Origin of the sequence: Oceaniovalibus guishaninsula JLT2003, assembly GCF_000299575.1 — a bacterium.
GTDB classification, from domain to species: domain Bacteria; phylum Pseudomonadota; class Alphaproteobacteria; order Rhodobacterales; family Rhodobacteraceae; genus Palleronia; species Palleronia guishaninsula.
In genome coordinates this window covers 190,040-212,306 of the sequence record NZ_AMGO01000052.1, presented here as the reverse complement: position 1 = coordinate 212,306, position 22,267 = coordinate 190,040, and the positions used below count along the sequence as shown (strand labels likewise).

Below are 22,267 nucleotides of genomic sequence, written 5' to 3'. Positions count from 1 at the left end.
CGGATTTCGGGGCGGCCCCTGCCTGCTTGGCCGGGTCGTCTTGCTGTTTGCGGGTGTGGCGGAACGGTAGACGCACTTGGTTTAGGTCCAAGCGCCGCAAGGCGTGGGGGTTCAAATCCCTTCACCCGCACCATGAGACGTAAAGGATGAACGGCACCATGCAGGTCAACGAGACCCTGAAAGACGGCCTCAAGCGCGGCTACAACGTCACCATCACGGCGGACGAACTGAACGCCAAGGTGACAGAAAAGCTGGAAGAAGCCCGCCCGTCGGTCGAGATGAAGGGCTTTCGCAAGGGCCGCGTGCCCATGGCGCTGCTGAAAAAGCAGTTCGGTCCCCGCCTTCTGGGCGAGGCGATGCAGGAAGCCGTGGACGGCGCGATGTCCTCGCATTTCGAGCAGACGGGCGACCGTCCGGCCATGCAGCCCAAGGTCGAGATGGCCAACCGCGACTGGAAGGAAGGCGACGACGTCGAGGTATCGCTCAGCTACGAAGCGCTGCCCGACATTCCCGACCTCGACGCCTCGACCCTGTCGCTGGAACGTCTGGTGGTGACGGCCGACGACGATTCGGTTCAGGAAACGCTGCAAACGCTGGCCGACAACGCCAAGAATTACGAGACCAAGAAGGGCGGCAAGGCCGCCAAGGGCGATCAGATCGTCCTGGATTTCGAGGGCAAGATCGACGGCGAGCCGTTCGAGGGTGGCAAGGCCGAGGATTTTCCGCTTGTCCTGGGGTCGGGCAGCTTCATCCCCGGCTTCGAGGATCAGCTGATCGGCGCCAAGAAGGGCGAGACGCCCGATGTGACGGTCAATTTCCCCGATGACTACCAAGCCCCCAACCTTGCCGGCAAGGAGGCGGTGTTTTCCTGCACGGTCAAGGAAGTGAAGAAGCCCGTGGCCGCCGCGCTGGATGACGAGCTGGCCAAGAAATACGGGGCCGAGGATCTGGATGCCCTGAAGGCCCAGATCGCCGAGCGGCTGTCGGCCGAATACGCCCAGGCCGCCCGTGCGGTGATGAAGCGCAACCTGCTCGACCGTCTGGACGAGACCATCAGCTTCGAGCTGCCGCCCAGTCTGGTGGATGCCGAGGCGAACCAGATCGCGCATCAGCTTTGGCACGAGGAACACCCGGACGTGCAGGGCCACGACCATCCCCAGATCACCCCCACCGACGAGCATCGCAAGCTGGCGGAACGGCGCGTGCGTCTGGGCCTTCTGCTGGCCGAAGTGGGCCGCAAGGCCGAGATTCGCGTGACCGATGCGGAAATGACGCAGGCGGTGATGAACCAGGCGCGCCAATATCCCGGTCAGGAACGCCAGTTCTTCGAGTTTGTGCAGAAGAACGAACAGGTCCGTCAGCAGCTTCAGGCGCCCATCTTCGAAGACAAGGTGGTGGACCACATCTTCGCGCAGGCCGATGTGACCGAACGCAGCGTCACCAAGGACGAGCTGAAGGCCGCCGTCGATGCGCTGGACGAGGACGAGGCCGAGGCGGCGACCGCCTGACATCCCTATATCCGCGTGACCCGCGATGCGATCCTGCGCGCGGCCGAGGCTGAAGTCTCGGTCGCGCGCAACGCGCCCCTGCCGCGCCCCGGCCTGCCGATGGTCACGCTGGTGCGCAACGAGATGGCGCTGCTGCCTCCGTTCCTGGCGCATTACCGCGATCTGGGTATCGGACATTTCTTCATCCTCGACGATGCGTCAGACGACGGGACGGCGGCCTATCTGGGCGCGCAGGACGATGTCAGCCTGATCGTCTCGCCACACCGCTATGGCGATCCGGTGACGCAGGCCGATTATCCCTATGCGGGGCCGGTCCGGCCGGGGATGCGGCGCAACAACCTTTGGAAGTCGTTGCTGCTGGCCCGCTTCGTCGGCGAAGGCTGGGCCGCGCAATGCGATGCGGACGAATTCATCCATCTGCCGCCGGGCACGGATCTGGCCGATGTCGCCGACCGGCTGGATGCCCAGGGCGCCAACGCCGTTTGGGCTGCGATGATCGACCTCTATCCCCGCCAAGCGCGGGACGTGCTTGGTGGGGGTGCGGCCGATCCCGCCTATTTCTTCGACGGCACGCGCCACGTCACGCTGTCCGGCAGGCGCGTGCCCCGGCACCGCTATGAAAGCGCCCGGCACCGGCTGGCGGTGACGGCGGGCGTCGCCCGGCCGCTGCCGTTCCATCGCAGGATGCAGCTTCGGCTTGTCGGGCGCAGTCAGGGGCCGTCGGGAACGCTGGTCAAGCAACCGCTGGTCCGCTGGCACCCCCAGGCCCGGCATCTGACCGCGCATGTCACGACGCTGGATCGTCCCAGCCGGTCGGTCCTGCTGCCGCTGGCGCATTACTATTACCACCACGGCACGGGCGCCAAGCTGGACGGGATCCTGGCAAGCGGCGGTTATAACAAGGGCAATGCCGCCTATCGCCGTCTGGCCGCCGTCCTGACGGCGCTGGACGGGCGCGGCATCCCGCTGACCTGCCCGCTATCGCGGCCGCTGGACGGCTATGCGGGCTTTGCCGCGACGGGGAACGCGGCCGGTCTTTAGAAAACGCAAAAGGCCGCACCCGAAAATGCGGCCTTCCGTCCGTCGGTGGCGCGGGGATCAGTCCCGCGGATCGCCCAGCTTCGATTCCAGTTCGGACTTTTCCAGCACGGCGGGCTTGCCGGTGCGCTGCTCGACTTCCGATTCGTCCTCGTCCAGTTGCGCGGCGCCCAGATCGTCGAAAAGCTGCTCGATCTCGAATTCGGCGGCGGCTTCTTCCTCGGCGGCGAGTTCCTGGATGGACTTGCCCGACGCCTGAAGCTCGGCCTCCTCGGGGCTGCGGGCGACGTTCAGCTTGATCGTCGCCTCGACCTCGGGGTGCAGCGTGACCAGCACGGTGTGGATCCCCAGTTCCTTGATCGGGGCGGTCAGGCTGACCTGACGGCGATCAACCGAGAAGCCCGCCTCGGTCGCCGCGTCGGCCGCATCGCGGGTCGAGACCGACCCGTAAAGCGCGCCGCCGTCGGATGCGGACCGGATCACCACGAATTGCTGGCCGTCCAGCTTGTCCGACAGTTTCTGCGCCTCGCGCTTCGATTCGAGGTTGCGCGCCTCGAGCTGCGCCTTCTGGCCCTCGAACGCCTCGATATTGGTCTTCGAGGCCCAGAGCGCCTTTTTCTGGGGCAACAGATAGTTGCGGGCGTAGCCTTCCTTGACGGACACGACATCGCCCATCTGGCCCAGCTTGGCCACGCGTTCCAGCAGAATGACTTGCATCGTCGTTCCCCTTATTTGACGGCGTAGGGCAGCAGGGCGAGGAACCGCGCACGCTTGATCGCCTGGGCGAGCTTGCGCTGGTTCTTCTGCCCGACGGCGGTGATGCGCGACGGCACGATCTTGCCCCGCTCGGAGACATAGCGCTGCAACAGGCGCGTGTCCTTGTAGTCGATGGTGGGCGCGCTGTCGCCGGCGAAGGGATCGGTCTTGCGACGGCGGAAGAAGGGTTTGGCTGCCATGTGTCTGTCTCCTTACGGGCGGCGCGGACGGCGATCGTCGCGATCGTCGCGCTTCTGCATCTGGATGGACGGTCCGTCCTCGTGCTTGTCGACCTTGATGGTCAGAACGCGCATCACGTCCTCGTGCAGGCGCATCAGGCGCTCCATCTCCTGCACGGCGGCGGCGGGCGCGTCCGAACGCAGATAGGCGTAATGCCCTTTGCGGTTCTTGTTGATCTTGTAGGCCATCGTCTTGACGCCCCAGTATTCCTGATCGACAAGCTTGCCGCCGTTATCGGACAGCACCGTTCCGAAATGCTCGATCAGGCCCTCGGCCTGGGTGTTCGACAGGTCCTGCCGGGAGATGAAGACATGCTCGTAAAGCGGCATGGATATTCCAGTTCAGTCAGGGGCGCATTTCATAGACCGGGCATCGACGCCTTCCGCGGCCGGGTCACGAGAGGCTGCGCCGTTCAGGTGAGTTGCGGAAAGCCCGCGGGCCTTAGCGCGAAAGCGCATCGCGTGCAAGGCGCGCCCTAGAAACGCGACAGCATCAGCCCGCCCGCCACCATCAGCGCCGCCGCGATCCGGGTCGGCGATACTTCGCGCACCGGCAGGCCGAAGGGCCCCACCGCGTCGATGAAAAGCGCCATGCCGAGCTGGCCCAGAATAAGCGCCGACACCGCCGTCAGCACCCCCAGCGCGGGCAGTCCGGTAATCATCGCCCAGACATAGAACGCGCCCAGCAGGCCGCCGGTCAGCAGAACCGGCGACGCCGTTGCGGCGCGCACGAACCCGCCGCCATGCCCCAGCGCCACCGCCAGAGCCGTCAGCGCCGCGAAGCCCACCCCGAACGAGATGGCCGCCGCGACCAGGCCGCTGGCCGAGAGGCGCGCAAGCGCCACGTTGATCGGCGCCTGCGTGGCCAGCGCGGTCCCGGCCGCGACGATCAGGGCAAGGGACAAGGCGGGGGGAATCGACATGGCGGTCCTTTCGGGTCACTGTCCCGCATCTGCCGCCAGATCGCCGCAAGGTCCAAGGGGCAATTGGCCGGGACCGGCCGGCGTTGCGGTCGGGCGGCGCAGCGGCTATCCCGCGCCCGAACGTCTGGGAGGTTTCGCATGGGACTGGCACTGGTATTTCCTGGGCAGGGGGCGCAGGTTCCCGGCATGGGGCGCGATCTGGCCGACCGCTGGCCCGAGGCGCGCGCCGTCTTCGACACGGTGGACGACGCGCTCGGCGAGCGGCTGTCGGACGTGATCTGGGGTGACGATGCCGACGCGCTGACCATGACCGCCAACGCGCAGCCCGCGCTGATGGCCACGTCGCTGGCGGCCCTGGCGGCACTGAAGGCCGAAGGCTTCGATATGGGCCGGGTCGATTTCGTGGCGGGGCATTCGCTGGGCGAATATTCCGCGCTGGCGGCTGCCGGATCGCTGGACATCGCCGATGCCGCCCGCCTGCTGCGCCTGCGCGGGCAGGCGATGCAGCGCGCCGTGCCGGTGGGCGAGGGCGCGATGGCGGCGCTTCTGGGGCTGGATTTCGCCGCCGCCGCCCGCATCGCGGCCGAGGCGGCGGGCGATGGCGTCTGCCAGGCGGCGAACGACAACGATCCGGGCCAGGTGGTGATTTCGGGTCACAAGGCTGCGGTCGAACGGGCCTGCGCGCTGGCGAAAGAGGCGGGCGCCAAGCGCGCCGTGATGCTGCCCGTCTCGGCCCCGTTCCACTGCGCGCTGATGGAACCCGCGGCCGAGCGGATGGAAGCGGCTCTTGCCGATGCGCGGATCGGCGCGCCGGCCATGCCGCTGGTCGCCAACGTGACCGCCGCCGGCGTGACCGACCCCGAGGAGATCCGGCGCCTGCTGGTCGCGCAGGTGACGGGATCGGTCCGCTGGCGCGAAAGCGTGCAATGGATGGCGGGCCACGGCGTGACCGGGATGTGGGAAGTGGGCGCCGGCAAGGCGCTGGCCGGCATGATCCGCCGCATCGACAAGTCGGTGGCGGTGCGCAGCATCGGCACGCCCGACGACGTGATCGCGGCAATGGAGGGATGATGTTCGATTTGACGGGCAAGGCGGCGCTGGTGACGGGCGCTTCGGGCGGCATCGGGGCGCAGATCGCGCGCACGCTGCACGGCGCGGGGGCGGCGGTGGTGCTTTCGGGCACGCGCGAGGGGCCGCTGGACGATCTGGCGCGCGACCTGGGCGACAGGGCCTGGGCGGTGCCGTGCGATCTGTCGGACGCCGACGCGCTGGCGGCGTTGCCTGGACGCGCGGCCGACGCCGCGGGATCGCTTGACATTCTGGTGAACAACGCCGGCATCACCCGCGACGGGCTGATGCTGCGGATGTCCGACGACGACTGGCAGGCGGTGCTGGACGTGAACCTGACGGCGGTGTTCCGGCTGACGCGGGCATCGTTGCGCGGCATGATGAAGGCGCGCTGGGGACGGATCGTCAACATCTCGTCCATCGTCGGGCAGACGGGCAATCCGGGGCAGGCGAACTATGCCGCCGCCAAGGCGGGCATGGTGGCCATGTCGAAATCGCTGGCATCCGAGGTCGCGTCGCGCGGCATCACGGTGAACAACGTGGCGCCCGGATTCATAGCGACGGCGATGACCGACAAGCTGACCGACCGGCAGCGCGACGACCTTCTGGCCGGCGTGCCCGCCGGACGGATGGGCACTCCGGAAGAGATCGCGGCGGCGGTGCTTTACCTCGCCTCGTCCGAGGCGGGCTATGTCACCGGCGCCACGCTGCACGTCAATGGCGGGATGAGCATGGTGTGACGCCGGGCGCGCGGTGAAACCGTTTGCGCCTTCCGGGCGATATGGTATGAGCGGCGCACATTTTCGGGGCGCCCGGAACACCCGCGTCCCCTCGGCGCGTTCCATCCCCGGACGGAAGCGAAACGGCCTTGGGGCCTGACAGGAAGCGGGCATGTCGCCCGAAGAACAAAGGAAGACACATGAGCGAGAGCGACATCGCAACGCGCGTTCGGAAGATCGTGGTCGAGCATCTGAGCGTGGACGAGGAAAAGGTGACGGAGAACGCGTCGTTCATCGACGACCTGGGTGCCGACAGCCTCGATACGGTCGAGCTGGTCATGGCCTTCGAGGAGGAGTTCGGCATCGAGATCCCCGACGACGCCGCCGAAACGATCCAGACGTTCGGCGATGCCGTGAAGTTCATCAAGGACGCCGTCTGAGGCCTTCGCCCCGGCGACGACCCTACGACGACCCGACGGCGCGCCTTTCAAGGGCGCGCCGTTCCGCGTTGCGGCGGCGGGTTTCGTGCCGGATAACCGCCGACCGGGCGGTTTCGCGGCCTTTCCTCGCCGGTTCGCGGCGTGTATCAGCGGGCGACAGGCGGAAACATGGGGCGCGGTATGCGGCGAGTTGTCATCACCGGACTTGGCATGGTCTCTCCTCTGGCCAGCGGGGTCGAGGCCACATGGACGCGGCTTCTGGCCGGACAATCGGGCGCCGGAAGGATCACCCGGTTCGACGCATCGCATCTGGCGACCGACTATGCCTGCGAAATCCCCCTGGGCGACGGATCGGACGGGACGTTCAACGCCGACGACTGGATGGAGCCGAAAGAGCGGCGCAAGGTCGACGATTTCATCCTCTACGGGATGGCGGCCGCCGAACAGGCCATCGCCGATGCCGGGCTGGGCGACCTGACCCCGGAAGAAAAGCTGCGCGTCGGGGTGATGATCGGATCGGGCATCGGCGGTCTGCAAAGCATCGCCGAGACGGCGGTGGTGCTGAAGGAACGCGGGCCGCGGCGGGTGTCGCCGTTCTTCATTCCGGGCGCGTTGATCAACCTCGTCAGCGGGCAGGTTGGGATCCGCCACGGTTTCAAGGGGCCGAACCACGCGCCCGTCACCGCCTGTTCCACCGGCGCCCATGCCATCGGCGACGCCGCGCGGCTGATCCAGTGGGAAGATGCCGACGTGATGGTCGCGGGCGGCGCGGAAAGCCCCATCAGCGAAATCGGCATTGCCGGATTCAACGCCTGCAAGGCCTTGAGCACGCAGCATAAAGACGATCCGCAGCGGGCGAGCCGCCCGTGGGACGCCGACCGCGACGGGTTCGTGATGGGCGAGGGCGCGGGCGTCGTCGTCCTGGAGGAATACGAACGCGCCAAGGCCCGCGGCGCGACCATCTATGCCGAGGTGATCGGTTACGGCCTGTCGGGCGACGCCTATCACATCACCGCGCCGCCGCCCGATCACGAAGGCGCCGAACGCGCGATGCGGGCCGCCATCGCGCGGGCGGGGATCCGGGCGGACGAGATCGACTATGTCAACGCGCACGGCACCTCGACCATGGCCGACACGATCGAGATGGGGGCGGTGCAGCGGGTGCTTGGCGATGCGGCCGCCAAGGCCACGATGTCGTCCACCAAGTCGTCCATCGGGCATCTGCTGGGTGCCGCGGGCGCGGTCGAGGCGATCTTCGGCACGCTGGCCATCCGTGACAACGTGGCGCCGCCCACGCTGAACCTGGAAACGCCGCCCGAGGATGCGGTGATCGACCTTGCGCCCAAGGCCAAGGTCGAGCGGCGGATCGACACGGTGCTCAGCAATTCCTTCGGCTTCGGCGGAACGAACGCGGTGCTGATCCTGCGGCGGGTCGACGGCTGATGTGGCGGCACGTCGCCTCGAACGGGCTGACGCTGCTGATCGTGGCGCTGGCCGTCGTGGGCGGTGCCATCGCCTGGGGCGTGCGCCAGTTCGACACGGCCGGGCCGCTGGAAACGGCGATCTGCGTCAAGGTCGCGCCGGGATCGTCGATGCGCCGGGTGTCCGAGGATCTGGAGGCGCAGGGTGCCGTCAGCAGCGGCGCGATCTATCGTATCGGTGCGAATTACAAGGAAAAATCAGCCGATCTGAAGGCCGGCAGCTTCCTTGTGCCCGAAGGCGCGTCAATGGCCGAGATCCTGGATATCATCACGCGGGGAGGGCAATCGACCTGCGGGACAGAGGTGGTCTATCGAATCGGGGTCAATGCGCGCGAGGTGCAGGTGCGCGATTTCGATCCGGCGACGGGCAGTTACGGCGAGGTGACGGCGTTCGATCCGGCGGACGAGCCGCCAACGGAATACCGCGATGTCAGGGACGCGACAGATACCCGTTACCGCATCGCACTGGCCGAGGGCGTGACGAGCTGGCAGGTGGTCGATGCGCTGAAGGCGGCCGATTTCCTGACCGGCGAGGTCGAGGCCGTGCCGCCCGAGGGGATGCTGGCGCCCGACAGCTATGAGGTGCGACCTGGCGACGAGCGGGGGGAATTGCTGAACAAGATGAAGGCGTTGCAGGAGGCCCGTCTGGAAGCCGTGTGGCGCAACCGGGCCGCCGACCTGCCGATCGAGACGCCCGAGGACGTGCTGACGCTGGCGTCGATCATCGAGAAGGAAACCGGGATTCCCGACGAGCGGGGCACGGTGGCGAGCGTGTTCGTCAATCGGCTGAACGCTGGGATGCGGTTGCAGACGGATCCGACCGTGATCTATGGCGTGACGAATGGCGAGGGCGTGCTGGGGCGCGGGCTGCGGCGCAGCGAGCTGGACCGGCCCACGCCCTATAATACCTATGTCATCAATGGCTTGCCGCCCGGTCCCATCGCCAATCCAGGGCTGGCGAGCCTTGAGGCGGCGGTCAATCCGCCCGAAACGGACCTGCTTTACTTCGTGGCGGACGGGTCGGGCGGGCATGCCTTCGCGCGCACGTTGGACGAACACAACGCCAATGTGGCGCGCTGGCGGGCGCTGGAGGCGCAGCGCGCCGGGCAGTAGCGTCGGCGCGAAACGTACAATTTGTACAGTTCGGACGCCGAAACGTACAATTCGGCCCGTCAGCGCGGCGGCAGGTCCAGCAGCGCCGCCAGGGCGCGGCGGGGGCGGGTCACATCGGCCAGCGTGTAGGCGTCGAGGGTGGCGAAGAACGCCTCGCGCGCGTCGGCGAGGGGACCGCGCAGGCCGCAGGCGGGCAGGATGCGGCACGATCTGTCCGACCCGAAACATTCGACCACCGGATCGTCGCGGCGCAGGGCGCGCACGACCTGGCCGATGCGGATGTCGGCGGCGGGGCGCGCCAGGGTCAGGCCGCCGCCGCGACCGCGTTCCGAGGTGACGAACCCCTGACGCACGAGTTCGGTCGCGACCTTGGCCAGATGATTCTCGGATATGCCGAACCGCGCCGCGATGTCGCTGGCGGGGATGCGGGCCGGGGCGCCGACCGCGAGGGTCATCAGGACGCGAAGGGCGTAGTCGGTGAACTTGTCGAGCTGCATGGTGCATAATTGGCATTTGCAATGCGGAATTGGAAGGCTTATAAATCCGCATCCGCGATACCTGTTTGGGGGCGATGCCATGAAACTGTCCGAAGCGTTCCTGTGGCCCGGAACCAAGGTATGCGAGCGTCTGGGCGTGGACCCCGAGGGCGAGGCGGCGCTGATCCGCTGGTTCGTCAATACGCTGGTCTATCTGGTCGTCAGCCTGATCGTCGTGGTGATCGTCGTCACGTGACCGTCCCGCCGCGCATTCCCGTCACCCCGGCCGAGATCGACCGTGTGGTCGCCCGGTTCTATGCCCGTGTCCGCCGCGACCCGGATCTGGGGCCGGTCTTTGCCGCGCATGTCGCCGACTGGCCGTCGCACGAGGCCAAGATCGCGCGGTTCTGGCGCAACGCGCTGCTGCTGGAACGCAGCTATGACGGCAACCCGATGCAGGTCCACGCGGCGGCCGGCAATGTCAGGGCCGAGCATTTCCCGATCTGGCTGAGGCTGTTCGACGCCACGCTGGAGGAAGAACTGCCCCTGACGCTGGCGCAGACCTGGTCGGCCATGTCCCATCGGATCGGACGGGGGTTGAGTTACGGGCTGCCGACGGGGGCGGGGTGCCGGTTTTGTGAGGAGCGGACGGCCGTTCAACACGGTGCGTGACCGGTGAGGATCAGTTGCACCAGTTCGGCCTGGGCGTGGGTATCGGTCTTGGCGAAGCTGCGTTTGAGGTTGAGCTGCACCGATCCGAGCGTCAGGCCGGTATCGGCGGCGATGGCGGCGGTCGTGGCGCCTTGCGCCAGACGCAGCACGATGTCGGCTTCCCGCGCCGTCAGGCCGAGATGCCGCTGCGCGGCACGGGCGGTCCAGTCGAGCGGGCGGGCAGCGCGCAGGCCGACTACGATGGTGCGGTCGTCGCGATAGGACGGTCCGGCCTCGAACGTCAAGTTGGCATAGCGGGGGCCGTCGCGGAGGATGACAGGCGCGGGTTCGCGGGCCGCGACCATGCGCGTCAACTGGTCGGCATATTCGGCTGCCGTCACGGGATCGCGCGGTTTAAGCATTTGGCCCCTCGCGGTCAACACCCCCCTACTCAGGGCAGCGGTGGCGGCGGCGTTCGACAGCAGCAGGCGGCCGGACAGGTCGATCAGGAAGGCGGGATCGGGTTCGGCGCCGTCGAGCCGCGCCAGGGCGGCGGCCTTGGCGAAGCGGACCCGCACGCGCATGGCGCGGGTGACGCAGGACAGCATCGCCTGCACGGCCCTTTCTTCTTCCGGGTCGAGCCAGTCGCGGCCCGTGTAGCAGCCCAGGGTCGCGAAGGCGAACCGCCCGTCTGTCGAAGGACAGGAAATCGCACCCGCCTCGCCGACGCCGCTGGGCAGCCAGAAGTCGTTGTAATACTCGGTCGTCTGAAGATAGGCGCGGTCGATGTAGCGGCCGAAATGGTCGAACTTGCCCGGCTCCATCCTCGGCAGCATTTCGGCTTGGGGGCTGGTTTCGGCGGTGGCGAACCGTTGCTGCACCAAGGCCAGAAGGTCGGGATCGGTCCGGGTGTGGCCGCTGAAGACCATCTGGCCGTTTTCGGGATCGTTGTAGGTCGCGACGCTGCGCACCCGACCGATGGCCTGGCACATCGTTTCCAGCGCGGCGCCCGCGTCCTCGGCGCCCTCTACGATGTCCCACGCGGCATTTTGAACCGCTGCGATCGCGTCCATGCCGGTCATCGTGCCTGTCCTTCGTTAACAGGATTCTTCCCGTCGAGGTTGACGTTAGGGCAGTCGCTTCTGCAACCATAGGCCATTCGGCTCGCTCGCGCTCGATTTATTTTCGTCTGATACCAAACGGGTATGGCGCATCCCGGCCGGGACTGGACAGGCTGCGATTGTGCGCGTGTCTTTGGCCCTCGGTCGTGGGGGGATCCATGCAAGACCTTCTTGGCGTGATCGACCCGGCGATGGTGGGGTTCATGTTCGCGACCACCGCCTTTCCGGGGCCGAACGCGGTGCTGATGCTGTCGGTCGGATCGCGTTACGGGGTGCGGGCCGGCCTGCCTGTCCTGCTGGGATTCGGCATCGGCAATGCCGCGGCCAAAGGCGTGACGGCGGCCGGGATGCGATGGGTCGCGTCGCTCGATCCGATGGTGATCGAGGTCGCGCAGTGGATCGCCATCGTTTTTCTGGCGTGGTTCACGATCCGCATCCTGCGCCGGAAGGCCCCGCTGCAAGCGAAGGGCGGGGCCGTCACCGGCAAGGCGCGGTCGCGGCCGGGGCAGGTCGTGGACGGCATCGGGTTCCAGTTCTGCAATCCGAAGGTCTGGGTGACGGGGTTCGCCGCCGCCGCGATCTTCTGCACGCCCGACGTGAACGAGGTGGGGCATGCAATGTCCTTCGCGGCCGTCGCGTTTCCCTGCGTGCTGGTCGGGGCGGGGATCTGGCTGGTCGTCGGTCAGCAGGGCGCGCGGTGGCTGACGGCGCCCATGATCGTGCGCGGGCTGGATCTGATGCTGGTCGGCCTGCTGGCATTGGCGGCGGTGCCGATCCTGTTTCTCTGACTGACGGTTAACCCCTCGTTAACCCTCCCCGCCAACCCCCTGTCACGACTGTCCAATCCGCCCGCGCCGTCACCGCGCGCCGGTTGTCCGCGGCTTTAACCCCGCGAGGCTAGTGTTGGCGGTGCTGGAAGGGGCGGACGGGTTTCGGACGCTTCTCTCGACCGGAGGCCAAACTGGGGGTGGGGCAGGCATGACGGTCACAAGGCTATCGGACGACGAGAGGGATTCCGAGACGCTGCTGGAAATGGCGGAGATCCATTATCGCGACGTTCTGGGGGAAATGGAAATCCTCATCCAGTGCGTCCGCGACCGGGACGATCTGCCCGAAACGGAAACGAAGCGCGTGCTGACCGCCTATCGGCGGGCGGTGCAGACGCTTTACGACGAAAGGAAGCGGGTTGAGGACCTACGACGCAAGCAGCGCGGCATCGTCGGCGACTATGCCATCGACTTCGACGCGGCCCGGACCGAGATCGCGCGCCGACTGGATCGCCTGCGCGCCACGCGCGGTGCGGGCTGAGTTCCTGGACAATCTGAGCGAGGGGGCGCTGCTGGCGCTTCCCTACCTGTTCGAATTCTGGGCGATGCCGCACCAGATGCCGCCCGAGGGCGACTGGCGGTCCTGGGTGATCCTGGGGGGACGGGGCGCCGGCAAGACGCGCGCGGGCGCCGAATGGGTGCGGTCCATGGTCGAGGGGGCGCGCCCCCTCGATCCGGGCCGGGCGCGGCGGGTGGCGCTGGTGGGCGAGACGCTGGAGCAGGTGCGCGAGGTCATGGTGATGGGCGAGAGCGGGATCCTGGCCTGTTCGCCGCCCGATCGGCGCCCGGTCTGGGAAGCGTCGCGCCGCAGGCTGGTCTGGCCCAACGGCGCGGTGGCGACCTGCCATTCGGGGCACGACCCCGAGTCGTTGCGCGGGCCGCAATTCGACGCGGCCTGGGTGGACGAACTGGCGAAGTGGAAGCGGGCCGAGGAGGCTTGGGACATGCTGCAATTCTGCCTGCGGCTGGGCGACGATCCGCGCCAATGCGTGACGACGACGCCGCGCAATGTCGAGGTGCTCAAGCGGCTGCTGGCGGCGGAGGGCACGGTGCGGACCCATGCGCCGACCGAAGCCAACCGCGCGAACCTGGCGGGCAGCTTCCTGGCGGACGTGATGCAGCGCTATGCGCAGACGCGGCTGGGCCGGCAGGAGCTGGAGGGCGAGCTGCTGGAGGATGTCGAGGGCGCGCTGTGGACGCGTGCAATGCTGGATCTGTGCCGCATCCGGTCGGCGCCGGGGCTGCGGCGGGTGGTCGTGGCGGTCGATCCGCCGGTGACGGGCGGGGCGCGGGCCGATGCCTGCGGGATCGTGGTGGCCGGCGTCACGGCCGAAGGGCGCGGCGTCGTGCTGGAGGATGCCAGCGTGGCGGGCGCGTCGCCCGCCGCCTGGGCCGAGGCGGCGGTCGCGGCCTATCGCCGTCACGGGGCGGACCGGCTGGTGGCCGAGGTCAACCAGGGCGGCGATCTGGTCGAGCAGGTCGTGCGGCAGGTGGACCGCACGGTCAGTTACCGCGGCGTTCACGCGTCGCATGGCAAGGTGGCGCGGGCCGAGCCTGTGGCCGCACTCTATGAGCAGGACCGGGTGTGGCATCTGGCCGGGTTGCAGGCGCTGGAGGCGCAGATGTGCCAGATGGCGGTCGGCGGTTTCCGGGGCGCGGGCAGTCCCGACCGGGTGGATGCGCTGGTCTGGGCGCTGAGCGAGCTGATGCTGCGGCGCGATGCGCGGCCGGGGGTGCGGTCGCTGTGAGCGGATATTCGGAACGATCGGGCGGGGGATTGTGATGCTGGGATTTGGAAAGAAGGCCACGATGCAGGGCAAGGCCAGCGCCGCGGGGCGCGTGGCGCTGCCGGGGATCGTCTATGGCGGGTCGGGCCGGGTGGCGTTCAGCCCGCGCGACACGGCATCGCTGGTGCGCAGCGGATTCCAGGGCAATCCCATCGGATTCCGCTGCGTGAAGATGCTGGCCGAGGCGGCGGCGGCGCTGCCGCTGGTGCTGACCGAGCGCGGCGAGCGGGTCGAGACGCATCCCGCGCTGGGCCTGATCGCGCGGCCCAATGGCGGGCAGGGCCGCGCCGAGATGCTGGAGGCGCTTTACGGGCAGCTTTTGCTGTCGGGCGACGGCTATGTCGAGGCGGTGGGGTTCGAGGACGGGCTGCCGGCGGAACTGCACGTGCTGCGGTCGGACCGCATGTCGGTGGTGCCGGGGGCGGATGGCTGGCCGGTCGGCTATGACTACAGTGTCGGCGGGCGGGCGCATCGTTTCGCCGTCATCGACGGGCTGTCGCCGGTTTGTCACGTCCGCAGCTTTCATCCGCTGGACGATCATTACGGGCTGAGCCCGATGCAGGCGGCGGCGGCGGCGATGGACGTCCACAATTCCGCGTCGCGGTGGAGCAGGGCGCTGCTGGACAATGCGGCGCGGCCTTCGGGGGCGATCGTGTTCCAGGGCGGCGACGGCGTTCTGACGCCCGAGCAGCACGACCGCCTGGTGGCCGAGATGGAGGCGCATCACCAGGGCGCGCGCAATGCCGGGCGGCCGATGTTGCTGGAAGGGGGGCTGGACTGGAAGCCGATGGGATTCTCGCCCTCGGACATGGAGTTCCAGAAAACCAAGGAGGCGGCGGCGCGCGAGATCGCGCTGGCCTTCGGGGTGCCGCCGATGCTGCTGGGGATACCGGGCGACGCCACCTATGCCAATTACGCCGAGGCGAACCGAGCCTTCTATCGGCTGACGGTGCTGCCGATGGCGGGGCGCGTGGTGGCGGCGCTGGCGCATTGGCTGGGCACCTTCGCCGGCACGGATCTGGATCTGCGCGTCGATCTGGATCTGGTGCCCGCCCTGGGGGTCGAGCGCGAGGCGCAGTGGCGGCGCGTGGCCGACGCGGCCTTCCTGTCGGACGACGAGAAGCGCGCGCTGCTGGGACTGCCCGCAAGGGGCTGATCCGCGGCGGTGCAGGCGGGGGGCGGCGCAATGCGGGGCCGTCCCCCCGGTGAGGCGATCCCGAGGGAGTGGGCGATGGAACTGGAACGGAAATATTGCGGCGCCGGCGAGGCGCTGCGCGTGATCGAGGACGAACAGGGCACCGGCGTGGCGGGATATGCGTCGCTGTTCGGGGTGGCCGATCAGGGCCGCGATGTGGTGGCGGCGGGGGCCTATGCGGCGACGCTGGCAGCGCTTTCGGCGCGCGGCGGGCGGGTCAAGATGCTGTGGCAGCACGATCCCGCGCAGCCCATCGGCGTCTGGGACGAGGTGCGCGAGGATGCGCGCGGCCTGTGGGTCAAGGGGCGCATCCTGACCCAGATCAAGCGGGGCCGCGAGGCGGCGGCGCTGATCGCGGCGGGCGCGCTGGACGGGCTGTCGATCGGGTATCGCGCCAAGCGCGCCAGCCGCGACGCGCAGGGCCGCCGGGTGCTGCACGAGCTGGAGCTTTGGGAAGTGTCGCTGGTGACGTTCCCGATGCTGCCCGAGGCCCGGATCGGCGCCTCGGCGGGTGCGAAGGGGGCGGATCCCCTGCGCGGGATGGCGGCGCTGCTGCGGCAGGCCGGCCGGGATCTGGCGGGCGGCTGACGCCCGGCGGGATTAGGACGAGAGGCAAGTAACGAAAGGGATGGCGATGGATGCGACCGGGACGAACCGGGCGGACGGGGAAGGTGCGCCCGACGCCCAGGGCGAAATGAAGGCCGCGCTGGCCGAGTTCGTCGGCGAGCTGAAGGGCTTTCGCCAGGGGATCGAGACGAAGATGCAACAGCACGAGGAGCGGATGACCATGCTGGACCGTAAGACGATGATCGCGGGCAGGCGCCCCGCACTTGCCGCCGCCGCCGAGGTGGAGGTGCCGCACGCCAAGGCGTTCGCCGCCTATGTGCGGTCGGGCGACGACGAGGGGTTCCGCGGGCTGGAGCCCGAGGGCAAGGCGATGAGCACCGCCGTCGCGGGCGATGGCGGGTTCCTGGTGGACCGCCAGACCAGCGAGACGATCCGCGCCGTGCTTTATTCCAGCGCGTCGATCCGGTCGGTCGCCAATGTCGTCAATGTCGAGGCCACGTCGTTCGACGTGCTGGTGGACACGACCGATATGGGTGCGGGCTGGGGCAGCGAGACCGGGCCGCAGGCCGAGACGGGCACGCCGGTCTTCGACCGCATCGTCATCCCGCTGCACGAGCTGAACGCCATGCCCAAGGCCAGCCAGCGCCTGCTGGACGACGCGGCCTTCGACATGGAAGGGTGGCTGGCCAACCGCATCGCCGACAAGTTCGCCCGCGCCGAGGCCGAGGCGTTCGTCAAGGGCAACGGCGCGGACAAGCCCAAGGGGTTCCTGGCGCATCCCAACGTCGCCAATGCGAGCTGGGCCTGGGGCAAGCTGGGCTATGTTCCGAGCGGCGCCAACGGCAGCTTCGCCAGCGCCGATGCCATTGTCGATCTGGTCTATGCGCTGGGCGCCCGATACCGCGCTAATGCGACCTTCGTGATGAACTCGAAGACCGCGGGCGTGGTGCGCAAGCTGAAGGACGCGGACGGCCGGTTCCTGTGGTCGGACGGGCTGGCGGCGGGCGAACCCGCGCGCCTGATGGGCTATGGCGTGCTGATCGCCGAGGACATGCCCGACATCGCGGGCGGCGCGCTGGCCATCGCCTTCGGCGACTTCCGCGCCGGCTATACCGTGGCCGAGCGGCCCGACCTGCGCATCCTGCGCGATCCGTTCAGCGCCAAGCCGCATGTCCTGTTCTATGCCACCAAGCGCGTCGGCGGCGATGTCAGCGACTTCGCGGCGATCAAGCTGATGAAGTTCTCGGCCAGCTAGGGCCGGGGGGCGTCCGTTCCGCGCATCGCGGGCGGGCGTCCGGCGGGCGCGCGTGGCCCCTAATCGTCCAGCTACACCTCCGTCCGAGCGAGGCGGGGGGCGCGTGCCCGTCACCGGATCCGGGGATGCCGGGGCGGTGCGGATCCAAGGACAGGAGGACCGAATGTATCTGACGGAAGACAACGTGCCGCAGGCCGCACTGCCGATCGGGCCGCTGCGCGCCCATCTGCGGCTGGGCAGCGGTTTCGCCGACGACGGCGTGCAGGACGGCGTGCTGGAGGCGTGCCTGCGCGCCGCCCTCGCCCGGATCGAGGCGCAGACGGCGCGGGCGCTGGTGCGGCGCGGATTCGTGCAGCATCTGGCGGCCTGGCGCGATCTGGGGCGCCAGTCGCTGATGCGCGCCCCGCTGGAGGCGGTGACGGCCTTGCGCATCGTCGATGTCGGGGGCGCGGTCGAGACGGTGGATCCCGCCCGCTATCACGTCGAGCGGGACCATGCGCGGCCCTGCATCGCGGCGCGCGGCTTCGTGCTGCCGGGGATTCCGGTGGGCGGGCGGGCCGAGATCGCCTTCGTCGCTGGGTTCGGGCCGGACTGGTCGGACGTGCCGGGCGATCTGGCGCTGGCCGCGCTGACGCTGGCCGCCGCCATCTACGAGGAGCGGGCGGGCGCCGACGGGCTGCCCGGATCGGTCGCGGCGCTGCTGGCGCCCTGGCGGCCGGTCCGCATCTGGGGGGGGCTTGTGTGATGCGCGACGTGGCGCTGACGCGGCCCCTGGTGCTGGAGGCGCCCTTCGGGGCGGCGGACGGCGCGGGCGGCCATGTCGAGACATGGGAGGCGCTGGGCGTGCTTTGGGCGGACGTCCGGCTGCGGGGCGGCGGCGACGGGCAGGCCCCCGGCATCGCGCTGGGCCGGACGCGGCTGCGCATCACGGTGCGCGGCGCGCCGCAGGGATCGCCGCGCCGCCCGGTGCCGGGCCAGCGGTTCCGCGACGGGGCGCGGGCCTTTCGCATCGACGCGGTGAGCGAGGCGGATCCCGCCGGCCGCTATCTGACCTGCCTGGCCGAGGAGGAGGTGGCGGCATGACCTATGCGATGGCGGCCCCCCTTCAGGCGGCGGTGTTCCAGGCGTTGAGGGCCGATCCGGCAGTGGCGGCGCTGACCGGCGGGGCGATCCACGACGCGGTGCCGCCCGGCCCGGTGCCCGGCCTTTACGTGACGCTGGGCGACGAGGACGTGCGCGAACGGGGCTGCAAGGACGCGGGCGGCGCGCGGCACGACTTCACGCTGCGGGTGGTCAGCGACGCGGCGGGTTTCCGGCAGGCCAAGCAGGCGGCGGCGGCGATCTGCGACGCGCTGCTGGCGGGATTGCCGCCCCTGCCGCGGGGACGGATCGCGGGGCTGTGGTTCGTGCGGGCGCGCGCCCGGCGGATCGGCGGCGGTGCCGCGCGCGAGATCGAGCTGCGCTTTCGGGCGCAGGTGATGGACGAGTGACAGGATACGGGAGCAGGCGACATGGCGGCACAGAACGGCAGGGATCTTCTGATCAAGATGGACATGACCGGCACCGGCACGTTCCAGACGGTGGCGGGGCTGCGCGCGACGCGGCTGGCCTTCAACGCGCAGAGCGTGGACGTGACCAGCCTGGAAAGCACCGGGGGCTGGCGCGAATTGCTGGGAGGTGCCGGCGTCAAGTCGGCGGCGCTGACGGGGTCGGGCATCTTCAAGGATGCAAGCACGGATGCGCGGGCGCGCAGCGTCTTCTTCGACGGCGCGGTGCCCGAGTTCCAGATCGTCATTCCGGGCTTCGGCACGGTCAAGGGGCCGTTCCAGATCACCGGGCTGGAATATGCGGGCGCGCATGACGGCGAGGCGACGTTCGAGATGTCGATGGCATCGGCGGGCGCGCTGAGCTTCGCGCCGCTATGAGCGCGAACCCCTGGGCCGGAGAGGTCGCGCTGACCTTGAACGGCGAGGTGCTGACGGCGCGGCTGACGCTGGGCGCGCTGGCCGAGCTGGAGGCGGCCCTGGGCACCGGCACGCTGGTCGAGCTGGTCGAGCGGTTCGAGACCGGCCGCCATTCGGCGCGCGACGTGCTGGCGCTGGTCGCGGCCGGTCTGCGCGGCGGCGGCTGGCGGGGCACGGCCGCCGACCTGCTGACCGCCGAGATCGGCGGCGGCCCGGCCGAGGCCGCGCGGGTGGCGGCACGGCTGCTGGTGCGCGCCTTCGCCCCGGCCGAATGAGCGCGCGGTTCGACTGGCCCGCCCTGATGCGCGCCGGGATCGGCGGGCTGGGGCTACGCCCGGCGGAGTTCTGGGCGCTGACGCCGATGGAGCTGCGGCTGATGCTGGGGAGCGGCATCGCGGCCGCCCCCCTGGGACGCGACCGGCTGGCCGAGCTGTCGGCGGCGTTTCCCGATTTCGAGACCTGCACGGAGGACGAGGATGGACCGCGAGATTGAGGCGCTGGACGACGATCTGGTGCAGCTCGAGCAGAGCCTTGGCGGCGCGCGCGCGGTGCTGGCCGCCTTCGACGGCGAATTGCGCGCCATGCAATCGAGCGCCAGCGCCACCGGCCGCGAGGTCGGCGCGCTGAGCAACGGCATCCGACGGGGGCTGAAGGCGTCGTTGGAGGGGCTGATCTTCGACGGCATGAAGCTGAGCGATGCGATGAAGGGCGTGGCGCAGTCGATGATCGGCGCCGCCTACAAGGCCGCGATGGGGCCGGTGAGCAAAGGCCTGGGCGGGCTGCTGAGCCAGGGGGTCGAGGGGGTGATGGGGGCGCTGACGCCGTTCGCCAAGGGCGGGTCGTTCGCGCAGGGGCGGGTGATGCCCTTTGCCACGGGCGGCGTGGTGTCGGGGCCGGTGGCGTTTCCGATGCGCGGCGGCACCGGCCTGATGGGCGAGGCGGGGCCCGAGGCGATCATGCCGCTGCGGCGCGGCCCCGACGGCAAGCTGGGCGTGCAGGCGGCTGGCGGCGGTGGCGGGGGGGTAAACGTGGTGATGAACATCTCGACCCCGGATGTCGAGGGATTCCGCCGGTCGCAAAGCCAGATCGCGGCTCAGATGGGCCGCGCGCTGTCGCGCGGATCGCGCAACCGCTGAGGCGAAAGGCGGCGCGGGGATGCGCGGAGCCGGAAATGACGGACAGGAGGTGCGGCAATGGCCTTTCACGAGGTGAGATTTCCCGTCGCGCTGAGCTATGGCTCGGCCGGCGGACCGGAGCGGCGGACCGAGATCGTGGCGCTGGCCAACGGGTTCGAGGAGCGCAACACGCCCTGGGCCCATTCGCGCAGGCGCTATGACGCGGGCGGCGGGCTGCGGTCGCTGGACGACGTGGCGCGGCTGGTCGCGTTCTTCGAGGCGCGGCGCGGGCAGTTGCACGGGTTCCGCTGGAAGGACTGGGCCGATCACAAGTCCTGCGGCTGCGGGGCGGTGCCGGGCGCGGGCGATCAGGCCATCGGCACCGGCGACGGCACCGAGCGGCGGTTCCGGCTGGTGAAACGCTATGGCGACGGCGCGTCGGATTATCTGCGCCCGGTGACGAAACCCGTCGCGGGCAGCGTCAGGGTCGCGGTGGCGGGCGTGCCGCAGGCCGAAGGCGCGGATTTCACCGCCGATCCGGCGACGGGCTTCGTGACCTTCGTGCGCGCGCCGGTGGCGGGCGCGGCGATCACCGCGGGGTTCGAGTTCGACGTGCCGGTGCGGTTCGACACCGACCGGCTGAGCGTCTCGGTCGCGACATTCATGGCGGGCGAGATTCCCGACGTGCCGGTCGTCGAGGTGCGGGTATGAGCGGTTTGGATGCGGGGCTGGCGGCGCATCTGGCGGGGGGCGTGACCACCCTGGCGCGCTGCTGGCGGGTGACGCGGCGCGACGGGCGGATGCTGGGCTTTACCGATCACGATTGCGACCTGGCCTTTGGCGGCGTGACCTTTCGCGCCAGCGACGGGCTGAGCGCGCGGGCGGTCGAGCAGACGACGGGCCTGGCGGTGGACAATACCGAGGCGCTGGGCGTGCTGAGCGATGCCGGGCTGACCGAGGCCGACATCGCGGCGGGGCGCTATGACGGGGCCGGGGTGACGGCGTGGCTGGTGAACTGGGCCGATCCGGCGCAGCGGATGCGGCTGTTCCAGGGCGAAATCGGCGAGATCGCGCGCAGCGGCGGGGCGTTCCGGGCCGAATTGCGGGGACTGACCGACCTGCTGAACCAGCCGCAGGGGCGGGTCTATCAGACGGCATGCAGCGCGGTTCTGGGGGACGGCGCGTGCAAGGTCGATCTGACGCGGGCCGATCTGTCGGCGGAAGTGAGCGTCGATGCGGTCGAGGGGGCGGTGCTGATCCTGCCGGCGCTGGCGCGGTTCGCGGACCGCTGGTTCGAGCAGGGGCGGCTGGTGGTGCTGACGGGGGCGTCCGCGGGGCAGGTGCGGGTGGTGAAGAACGACCGCAGGACGGGCGAGGCCCGGCGGATCGAGGTCTGGGACGCGCTACGCGGCGGCATCGCGCCGGGCGACCGGGTGCGGCTGGAGGCGGGCTGCGACAAGCGGGCGGAGACATGCCGCGCCAAGTTCGCCAACATGGCCAACCATCGCGGCTTTCCGCATCTGCCGTCCGAGGACTGGCTGATGGCCTATCCCGCCGGCGACGCGACGCATGACGGCGGGAGCCTGCGCGAATGAGCGCCGTCGTGGCGGCGGCGCGCGGCTGGATCGGCACGCCCTATCTTCACCAGGCAAGCTGCCGGGGGGCCGGGGCCGATTGCCTGGGGCTGATCCGCGGGGTCTGGCGCGAATTGCAGGGCGCCGAGCCTGTCGCGATGCCGCCCTATACGCCCGACTGGTCCGAGCCGCAGCGCGAGGAGCGGCTTTGGCGGGCGGCGGCGCGGCATCTGGTGCCCTGCGACGACCGGCCCATCGCGCCGGGCGACGTGCTGCTGTTCCGCATGCGCGAGGGCGGGGTCGCCAAGCATCTGGGGATCGCCGCCGGAACGGGCGAGCTGCCCACCTTCGTCCATGCCTATTCGGGGCATGGCGTCATCGAAAGCGCGCTGGGCGCGCCCTGGCGGCGGCGCATCGTGGCGCGCTTCGCCTTTCCGCAGGAGGTCTGAT

31 protein-coding genes and 1 tRNA gene are annotated in these 22,267 nt (G+C 69.6%); 26 read left to right on the top strand and 6 right to left on the bottom strand.

From position 1 onward, the window contains the following. The first annotated feature begins 49 nt into the window (after positions 1–49). From OCGS_RS12205 to OCGS_RS12195, 3 genes are all read left to right on the top strand, one after another. Positions 50–133 (top strand) — tRNA-Leu (locus OCGS_RS12205). A gap of 25 nt (positions 134–158) precedes the next feature. Continuing rightward, the gene (tig, locus tag OCGS_RS12200) at positions 159–1,508 is read left to right on the top strand and encodes a trigger factor (protein WP_040611010.1); all 1,350 of its coding nucleotides are present in this window, start codon (positions 159–161) and stop codon (positions 1,506–1,508) included. A gap of 15 nt (positions 1,509–1,523) precedes the next feature. Continuing rightward, complete coding sequence (locus OCGS_RS12195; protein WP_007427556.1) at positions 1,524–2,549, top strand: glycosyltransferase family 2 protein; 1,026 nt, start codon at positions 1,524–1,526, stop codon at positions 2,547–2,549. Between the two features lie 57 nt (positions 2,550–2,606). Here the strand turns inward: OCGS_RS12195 and rplI are convergent, their stop codons facing one another. The 4 genes from rplI to OCGS_RS12175 form a co-directional block, all read right to left on the bottom strand. Continuing rightward, the gene (gene rplI / locus OCGS_RS12190) at positions 2,607–3,263 is read right to left on the bottom strand and encodes a 50S ribosomal protein L9 (RefSeq protein WP_007427555.1); all 657 of its coding nucleotides are present in this window, start codon (positions 3,261–3,263) and stop codon (positions 2,607–2,609) included. 11 nt (positions 3,264–3,274) lie between these two features. Further along, positions 3,275–3,502, bottom strand: a complete 228-nt coding sequence (rpsR, locus tag OCGS_RS12185) for a 30S ribosomal protein S18 (RefSeq protein ID WP_007427554.1) — start codon at positions 3,500–3,502, stop codon at positions 3,275–3,277. A gap of 12 nt (positions 3,503–3,514) precedes the next feature. Further along, the gene (gene rpsF / locus OCGS_RS12180) at positions 3,515–3,871 is read right to left on the bottom strand and encodes a 30S ribosomal protein S6 (RefSeq protein WP_007427553.1); all 357 of its coding nucleotides are present in this window, start codon (positions 3,869–3,871) and stop codon (positions 3,515–3,517) included. 146 nt (positions 3,872–4,017) lie between these two features. After that, positions 4,018–4,464, bottom strand: a complete 447-nt coding sequence (locus OCGS_RS12175) for a DMT family transporter (RefSeq protein WP_007427552.1) — start codon at positions 4,462–4,464, stop codon at positions 4,018–4,020. Between the two features lie 138 nt (positions 4,465–4,602). On the opposite strand from OCGS_RS12175, the gene fabD reads away from it, so the two are divergent. The 5 genes from fabD to mltG all read left to right on the top strand — a co-directional run bounded on the left by fabD (position 4,603) and on the right by mltG (position 9,285). Continuing rightward, positions 4,603–5,535, top strand: a complete 933-nt coding sequence (gene fabD, locus OCGS_RS12170) for an ACP S-malonyltransferase (RefSeq protein ID WP_007427551.1) — start codon at positions 4,603–4,605, stop codon at positions 5,533–5,535. Continuing rightward, positions 5,535–6,272: a 3-oxoacyl-[acyl-carrier-protein] reductase gene (gene fabG / locus OCGS_RS12165; RefSeq protein ID WP_040611009.1), complete on the top strand. Its 738-nt coding sequence runs from the start codon at positions 5,535–5,537 to the stop codon at positions 6,270–6,272. The genes fabD and fabG overlap by 1 nt, the downstream gene beginning before the upstream one ends. Positions 6,273–6,451: 179 nt before the next feature. Beyond that, entirely contained in the window at positions 6,452–6,691 is a 240-nt protein-coding gene (locus OCGS_RS12160) for an acyl carrier protein (RefSeq protein ID WP_007427549.1), read from the top strand. 180 nt (positions 6,692–6,871) lie between these two features. After that, the gene (fabF, locus tag OCGS_RS12155; RefSeq protein WP_040610976.1) at positions 6,872–8,134 is read left to right on the top strand and encodes a beta-ketoacyl-ACP synthase II; all 1,263 of its coding nucleotides are present in this window, start codon (positions 6,872–6,874) and stop codon (positions 8,132–8,134) included. Then, positions 8,134–9,285, top strand: a complete 1,152-nt coding sequence (gene mltG, locus OCGS_RS12150) for an endolytic transglycosylase MltG (RefSeq protein ID WP_007427547.1) — start codon at positions 8,134–8,136, stop codon at positions 9,283–9,285. The genes fabF and mltG overlap by 1 nt, the downstream gene beginning before the upstream one ends. Before the next feature lie 59 nt (positions 9,286–9,344). Here the strand turns inward: mltG and OCGS_RS12145 are convergent, their stop codons facing one another. Beyond that, a complete protein-coding gene (locus tag OCGS_RS12145) occupies positions 9,345–9,782 on the bottom strand; it encodes an RrF2 family transcriptional regulator (RefSeq protein ID WP_007427546.1) in 438 nt (145 codons plus the stop codon). A gap of 79 nt (positions 9,783–9,861) precedes the next feature. On the opposite strand from OCGS_RS12145, the gene OCGS_RS15330 reads away from it, so the two are divergent. Beyond that, entirely contained in the window at positions 9,862–10,017 is a 156-nt protein-coding gene (locus OCGS_RS15330) for a hypothetical protein (protein ID WP_007427545.1), read from the top strand. After that, positions 10,014–10,433 (top strand): group III truncated hemoglobin, encoded by a 420-nt coding sequence (locus OCGS_RS12140; RefSeq protein WP_007427544.1) that lies wholly within the window; start codon positions 10,014–10,016, stop codon positions 10,431–10,433. The genes OCGS_RS15330 and OCGS_RS12140 overlap by 4 nt, the downstream gene beginning before the upstream one ends. On the opposite strand, the gene OCGS_RS12135 is transcribed toward OCGS_RS12140, so the two are convergent. Next, complete coding sequence (locus tag OCGS_RS12135) at positions 10,418–11,494, bottom strand: helix-turn-helix transcriptional regulator (protein WP_007427543.1); 1,077 nt, start codon at positions 11,492–11,494, stop codon at positions 10,418–10,420. The two genes, OCGS_RS12140 and OCGS_RS12135, sit on opposite strands and share 16 nt — an antisense overlap. Positions 11,495–11,691: 197 nt before the next feature. Between OCGS_RS12135 and OCGS_RS12130 the strand changes: the two genes are divergently transcribed. The 16 genes from OCGS_RS12130 (at position 11,692) to OCGS_RS12055 (ending at position 22,266) form a co-directional block, all read left to right on the top strand. Continuing rightward, positions 11,692–12,321, top strand: a complete 630-nt coding sequence (locus tag OCGS_RS12130; RefSeq protein WP_007427542.1) for a LysE family translocator — start codon at positions 11,692–11,694, stop codon at positions 12,319–12,321. A 190-nt stretch (positions 12,322–12,511) separates the two neighbouring features. Further along, on the top strand, positions 12,512–12,841 hold the full coding sequence (locus OCGS_RS12125; RefSeq protein WP_007427541.1) for a hypothetical protein: 330 nt from the start codon (positions 12,512–12,514) through the stop codon (positions 12,839–12,841). Then, positions 12,762–14,108 (top strand): DNA-packaging protein, encoded by a 1,347-nt coding sequence (locus OCGS_RS12120; protein WP_083848259.1) that lies wholly within the window; start codon positions 12,762–12,764, stop codon positions 14,106–14,108. The genes OCGS_RS12125 and OCGS_RS12120 overlap by 80 nt, the downstream gene beginning before the upstream one ends. 34 nt (positions 14,109–14,142) lie before the next feature. Further along, positions 14,143–15,303, top strand: a complete 1,161-nt coding sequence (locus OCGS_RS12115; RefSeq protein ID WP_007427539.1) for a phage portal protein — start codon at positions 14,143–14,145, stop codon at positions 15,301–15,303. A 75-nt stretch (positions 15,304–15,378) separates the two neighbouring features. Further along, the gene (locus tag OCGS_RS12110) at positions 15,379–15,930 is read left to right on the top strand and encodes an HK97 family phage prohead protease (RefSeq protein ID WP_007427538.1); all 552 of its coding nucleotides are present in this window, start codon (positions 15,379–15,381) and stop codon (positions 15,928–15,930) included. 46 nt (positions 15,931–15,976) lie between these two features. Beyond that, positions 15,977–17,164 (top strand): phage major capsid protein, encoded by a 1,188-nt coding sequence (locus OCGS_RS12105; RefSeq protein WP_007427537.1) that lies wholly within the window; start codon positions 15,977–15,979, stop codon positions 17,162–17,164. A gap of 163 nt (positions 17,165–17,327) precedes the next feature. Further along, positions 17,328–17,909, top strand: a complete 582-nt coding sequence (locus tag OCGS_RS12100; protein ID WP_007427536.1) for a head-tail connector protein — start codon at positions 17,328–17,330, stop codon at positions 17,907–17,909. Next, entirely contained in the window at positions 17,909–18,247 is a 339-nt protein-coding gene (locus OCGS_RS12095; protein WP_007427535.1) for a head-tail adaptor protein, read from the top strand. Before OCGS_RS12100 ends, OCGS_RS12095 begins: the two co-directional genes overlap by 1 nt. Further along, entirely contained in the window at positions 18,244–18,654 is a 411-nt protein-coding gene (locus tag OCGS_RS12090) for a DUF3168 domain-containing protein (protein ID WP_007427534.1), read from the top strand. Before OCGS_RS12095 ends, OCGS_RS12090 begins: the two co-directional genes overlap by 4 nt. A 21-nt stretch (positions 18,655–18,675) precedes the next feature. After that, a complete protein-coding gene (locus OCGS_RS12085) occupies positions 18,676–19,089 on the top strand; it encodes a phage major tail protein, TP901-1 family (RefSeq protein WP_007427533.1) in 414 nt (137 codons plus the stop codon). Beyond that, positions 19,086–19,403, top strand: a complete 318-nt coding sequence (locus OCGS_RS12080) for a gene transfer agent family protein (RefSeq protein ID WP_007427532.1) — start codon at positions 19,086–19,088, stop codon at positions 19,401–19,403. The genes OCGS_RS12085 and OCGS_RS12080 overlap by 4 nt, the downstream gene beginning before the upstream one ends. Continuing rightward, positions 19,400–19,621: a rcc01693 family protein gene (locus OCGS_RS12075; protein WP_007427531.1), complete on the top strand. Its 222-nt coding sequence runs from the start codon at positions 19,400–19,402 to the stop codon at positions 19,619–19,621. Before OCGS_RS12080 ends, OCGS_RS12075 begins: the two co-directional genes overlap by 4 nt. Then, a complete protein-coding gene (locus OCGS_RS12070; RefSeq protein WP_007427530.1) occupies positions 19,605–20,264 on the top strand; it encodes a phage tail tape measure protein in 660 nt (219 codons plus the stop codon). The genes OCGS_RS12075 and OCGS_RS12070 overlap by 17 nt, the downstream gene beginning before the upstream one ends. 57 nt (positions 20,265–20,321) lie before the next feature. Further along, positions 20,322–20,954: a DUF2460 domain-containing protein gene (locus tag OCGS_RS12065; RefSeq protein ID WP_007427529.1), complete on the top strand. Its 633-nt coding sequence runs from the start codon at positions 20,322–20,324 to the stop codon at positions 20,952–20,954. After that, positions 20,951–21,838, top strand: a complete 888-nt coding sequence (locus OCGS_RS12060) for a DUF2163 domain-containing protein (protein WP_007427528.1) — start codon at positions 20,951–20,953, stop codon at positions 21,836–21,838. Before OCGS_RS12065 ends, OCGS_RS12060 begins: the two co-directional genes overlap by 4 nt. Beyond that, the gene (locus tag OCGS_RS12055) at positions 21,835–22,266 is read left to right on the top strand and encodes an NlpC/P60 family protein (protein WP_007427527.1); all 432 of its coding nucleotides are present in this window, start codon (positions 21,835–21,837) and stop codon (positions 22,264–22,266) included. Before OCGS_RS12060 ends, OCGS_RS12055 begins: the two co-directional genes overlap by 4 nt. Position 22,267: the final 1 nt, after the last annotated feature.

Bases quoted from the DNA above. Each gene is read 5' to 3' on its own strand.
- OCGS_RS12145 (WP_007427546.1), bottom strand. From the start codon at position 9,782: ATGCAGCTCGACAAGTTCACCGACTACGCCCTTCGCGTCCTGATGACC.
- OCGS_RS12125 (WP_007427541.1), top strand. From the start codon at position 12,512: ATGACGGTCACAAGGCTATCGGACGACGAGAGGGATTCCGAGACGCTG.
- rpsF (WP_007427553.1), bottom strand. From the start codon at position 3,871: ATGCCGCTTTACGAGCATGTCTTCATCTCCCGGCAGGACCTGTCGAAC.
- rplI (WP_007427555.1), bottom strand. From the start codon at position 3,263: ATGCAAGTCATTCTGCTGGAACGCGTGGCCAAGCTGGGCCAGATGGGC.
- OCGS_RS12055 (WP_007427527.1), top strand. From the start codon at position 21,835: ATGAGCGCCGTCGTGGCGGCGGCGCGCGGCTGGATCGGCACGCCCTAT.
- OCGS_RS12070 (WP_007427530.1), top strand. From the start codon at position 19,605: ATGGACCGCGAGATTGAGGCGCTGGACGACGATCTGGTGCAGCTCGAG.
- OCGS_RS12060 (WP_007427528.1), top strand. From the start codon at position 20,951: ATGAGCGGTTTGGATGCGGGGCTGGCGGCGCATCTGGCGGGGGGCGTG.
- tig (WP_040611010.1), top strand. From the start codon at position 159: ATGCAGGTCAACGAGACCCTGAAAGACGGCCTCAAGCGCGGCTACAAC.
- OCGS_RS15330 (WP_007427545.1), top strand. From the start codon at position 9,862: ATGAAACTGTCCGAAGCGTTCCTGTGGCCCGGAACCAAGGTATGCGAG.
- mltG (WP_007427547.1), top strand. From the start codon at position 8,134: ATGTGGCGGCACGTCGCCTCGAACGGGCTGACGCTGCTGATCGTGGCG.
- OCGS_RS12105 (WP_007427537.1), top strand. From the start codon at position 15,977: ATGGATGCGACCGGGACGAACCGGGCGGACGGGGAAGGTGCGCCCGAC.
- OCGS_RS12090 (WP_007427534.1), top strand. From the start codon at position 18,244: ATGACCTATGCGATGGCGGCCCCCCTTCAGGCGGCGGTGTTCCAGGCG.
- OCGS_RS12130 (WP_007427542.1), top strand. From the start codon at position 11,692: ATGCAAGACCTTCTTGGCGTGATCGACCCGGCGATGGTGGGGTTCATG.
- OCGS_RS12135 (WP_007427543.1), bottom strand. From the start codon at position 11,494: ATGACCGGCATGGACGCGATCGCAGCGGTTCAAAATGCCGCGTGGGAC.
- OCGS_RS12160 (WP_007427549.1), top strand. From the start codon at position 6,452: ATGAGCGAGAGCGACATCGCAACGCGCGTTCGGAAGATCGTGGTCGAG.
- fabG (WP_040611009.1), top strand. From the start codon at position 5,535: ATGTTCGATTTGACGGGCAAGGCGGCGCTGGTGACGGGCGCTTCGGGC.
- OCGS_RS12075 (WP_007427531.1), top strand. From the start codon at position 19,400: ATGAGCGCGCGGTTCGACTGGCCCGCCCTGATGCGCGCCGGGATCGGC.
- OCGS_RS12110 (WP_007427538.1), top strand. From the start codon at position 15,379: ATGGAACTGGAACGGAAATATTGCGGCGCCGGCGAGGCGCTGCGCGTG.
- OCGS_RS12095 (WP_007427535.1), top strand. From the start codon at position 17,909: ATGCGCGACGTGGCGCTGACGCGGCCCCTGGTGCTGGAGGCGCCCTTC.
- OCGS_RS12080 (WP_007427532.1), top strand. From the start codon at position 19,086: ATGAGCGCGAACCCCTGGGCCGGAGAGGTCGCGCTGACCTTGAACGGC.
- fabD (WP_007427551.1), top strand. From the start codon at position 4,603: ATGGGACTGGCACTGGTATTTCCTGGGCAGGGGGCGCAGGTTCCCGGC.
- OCGS_RS12175 (WP_007427552.1), bottom strand. From the start codon at position 4,464: ATGTCGATTCCCCCCGCCTTGTCCCTTGCCCTGATCGTCGCGGCCGGG.
- OCGS_RS12120 (WP_083848259.1), top strand. From the start codon at position 12,762: ATGCCATCGACTTCGACGCGGCCCGGACCGAGATCGCGCGCCGACTGG.
- rpsR (WP_007427554.1), bottom strand. From the start codon at position 3,502: ATGGCAGCCAAACCCTTCTTCCGCCGTCGCAAGACCGATCCCTTCGCC.
- fabF (WP_040610976.1), top strand. From the start codon at position 6,872: ATGCGGCGAGTTGTCATCACCGGACTTGGCATGGTCTCTCCTCTGGCC.
- OCGS_RS12115 (WP_007427539.1), top strand. From the start codon at position 14,143: ATGCTGGGATTTGGAAAGAAGGCCACGATGCAGGGCAAGGCCAGCGCC.
- OCGS_RS12065 (WP_007427529.1), top strand. From the start codon at position 20,322: ATGGCCTTTCACGAGGTGAGATTTCCCGTCGCGCTGAGCTATGGCTCG.
- OCGS_RS12100 (WP_007427536.1), top strand. From the start codon at position 17,328: ATGTATCTGACGGAAGACAACGTGCCGCAGGCCGCACTGCCGATCGGG.
- OCGS_RS12085 (WP_007427533.1), top strand. From the start codon at position 18,676: ATGGCGGCACAGAACGGCAGGGATCTTCTGATCAAGATGGACATGACC.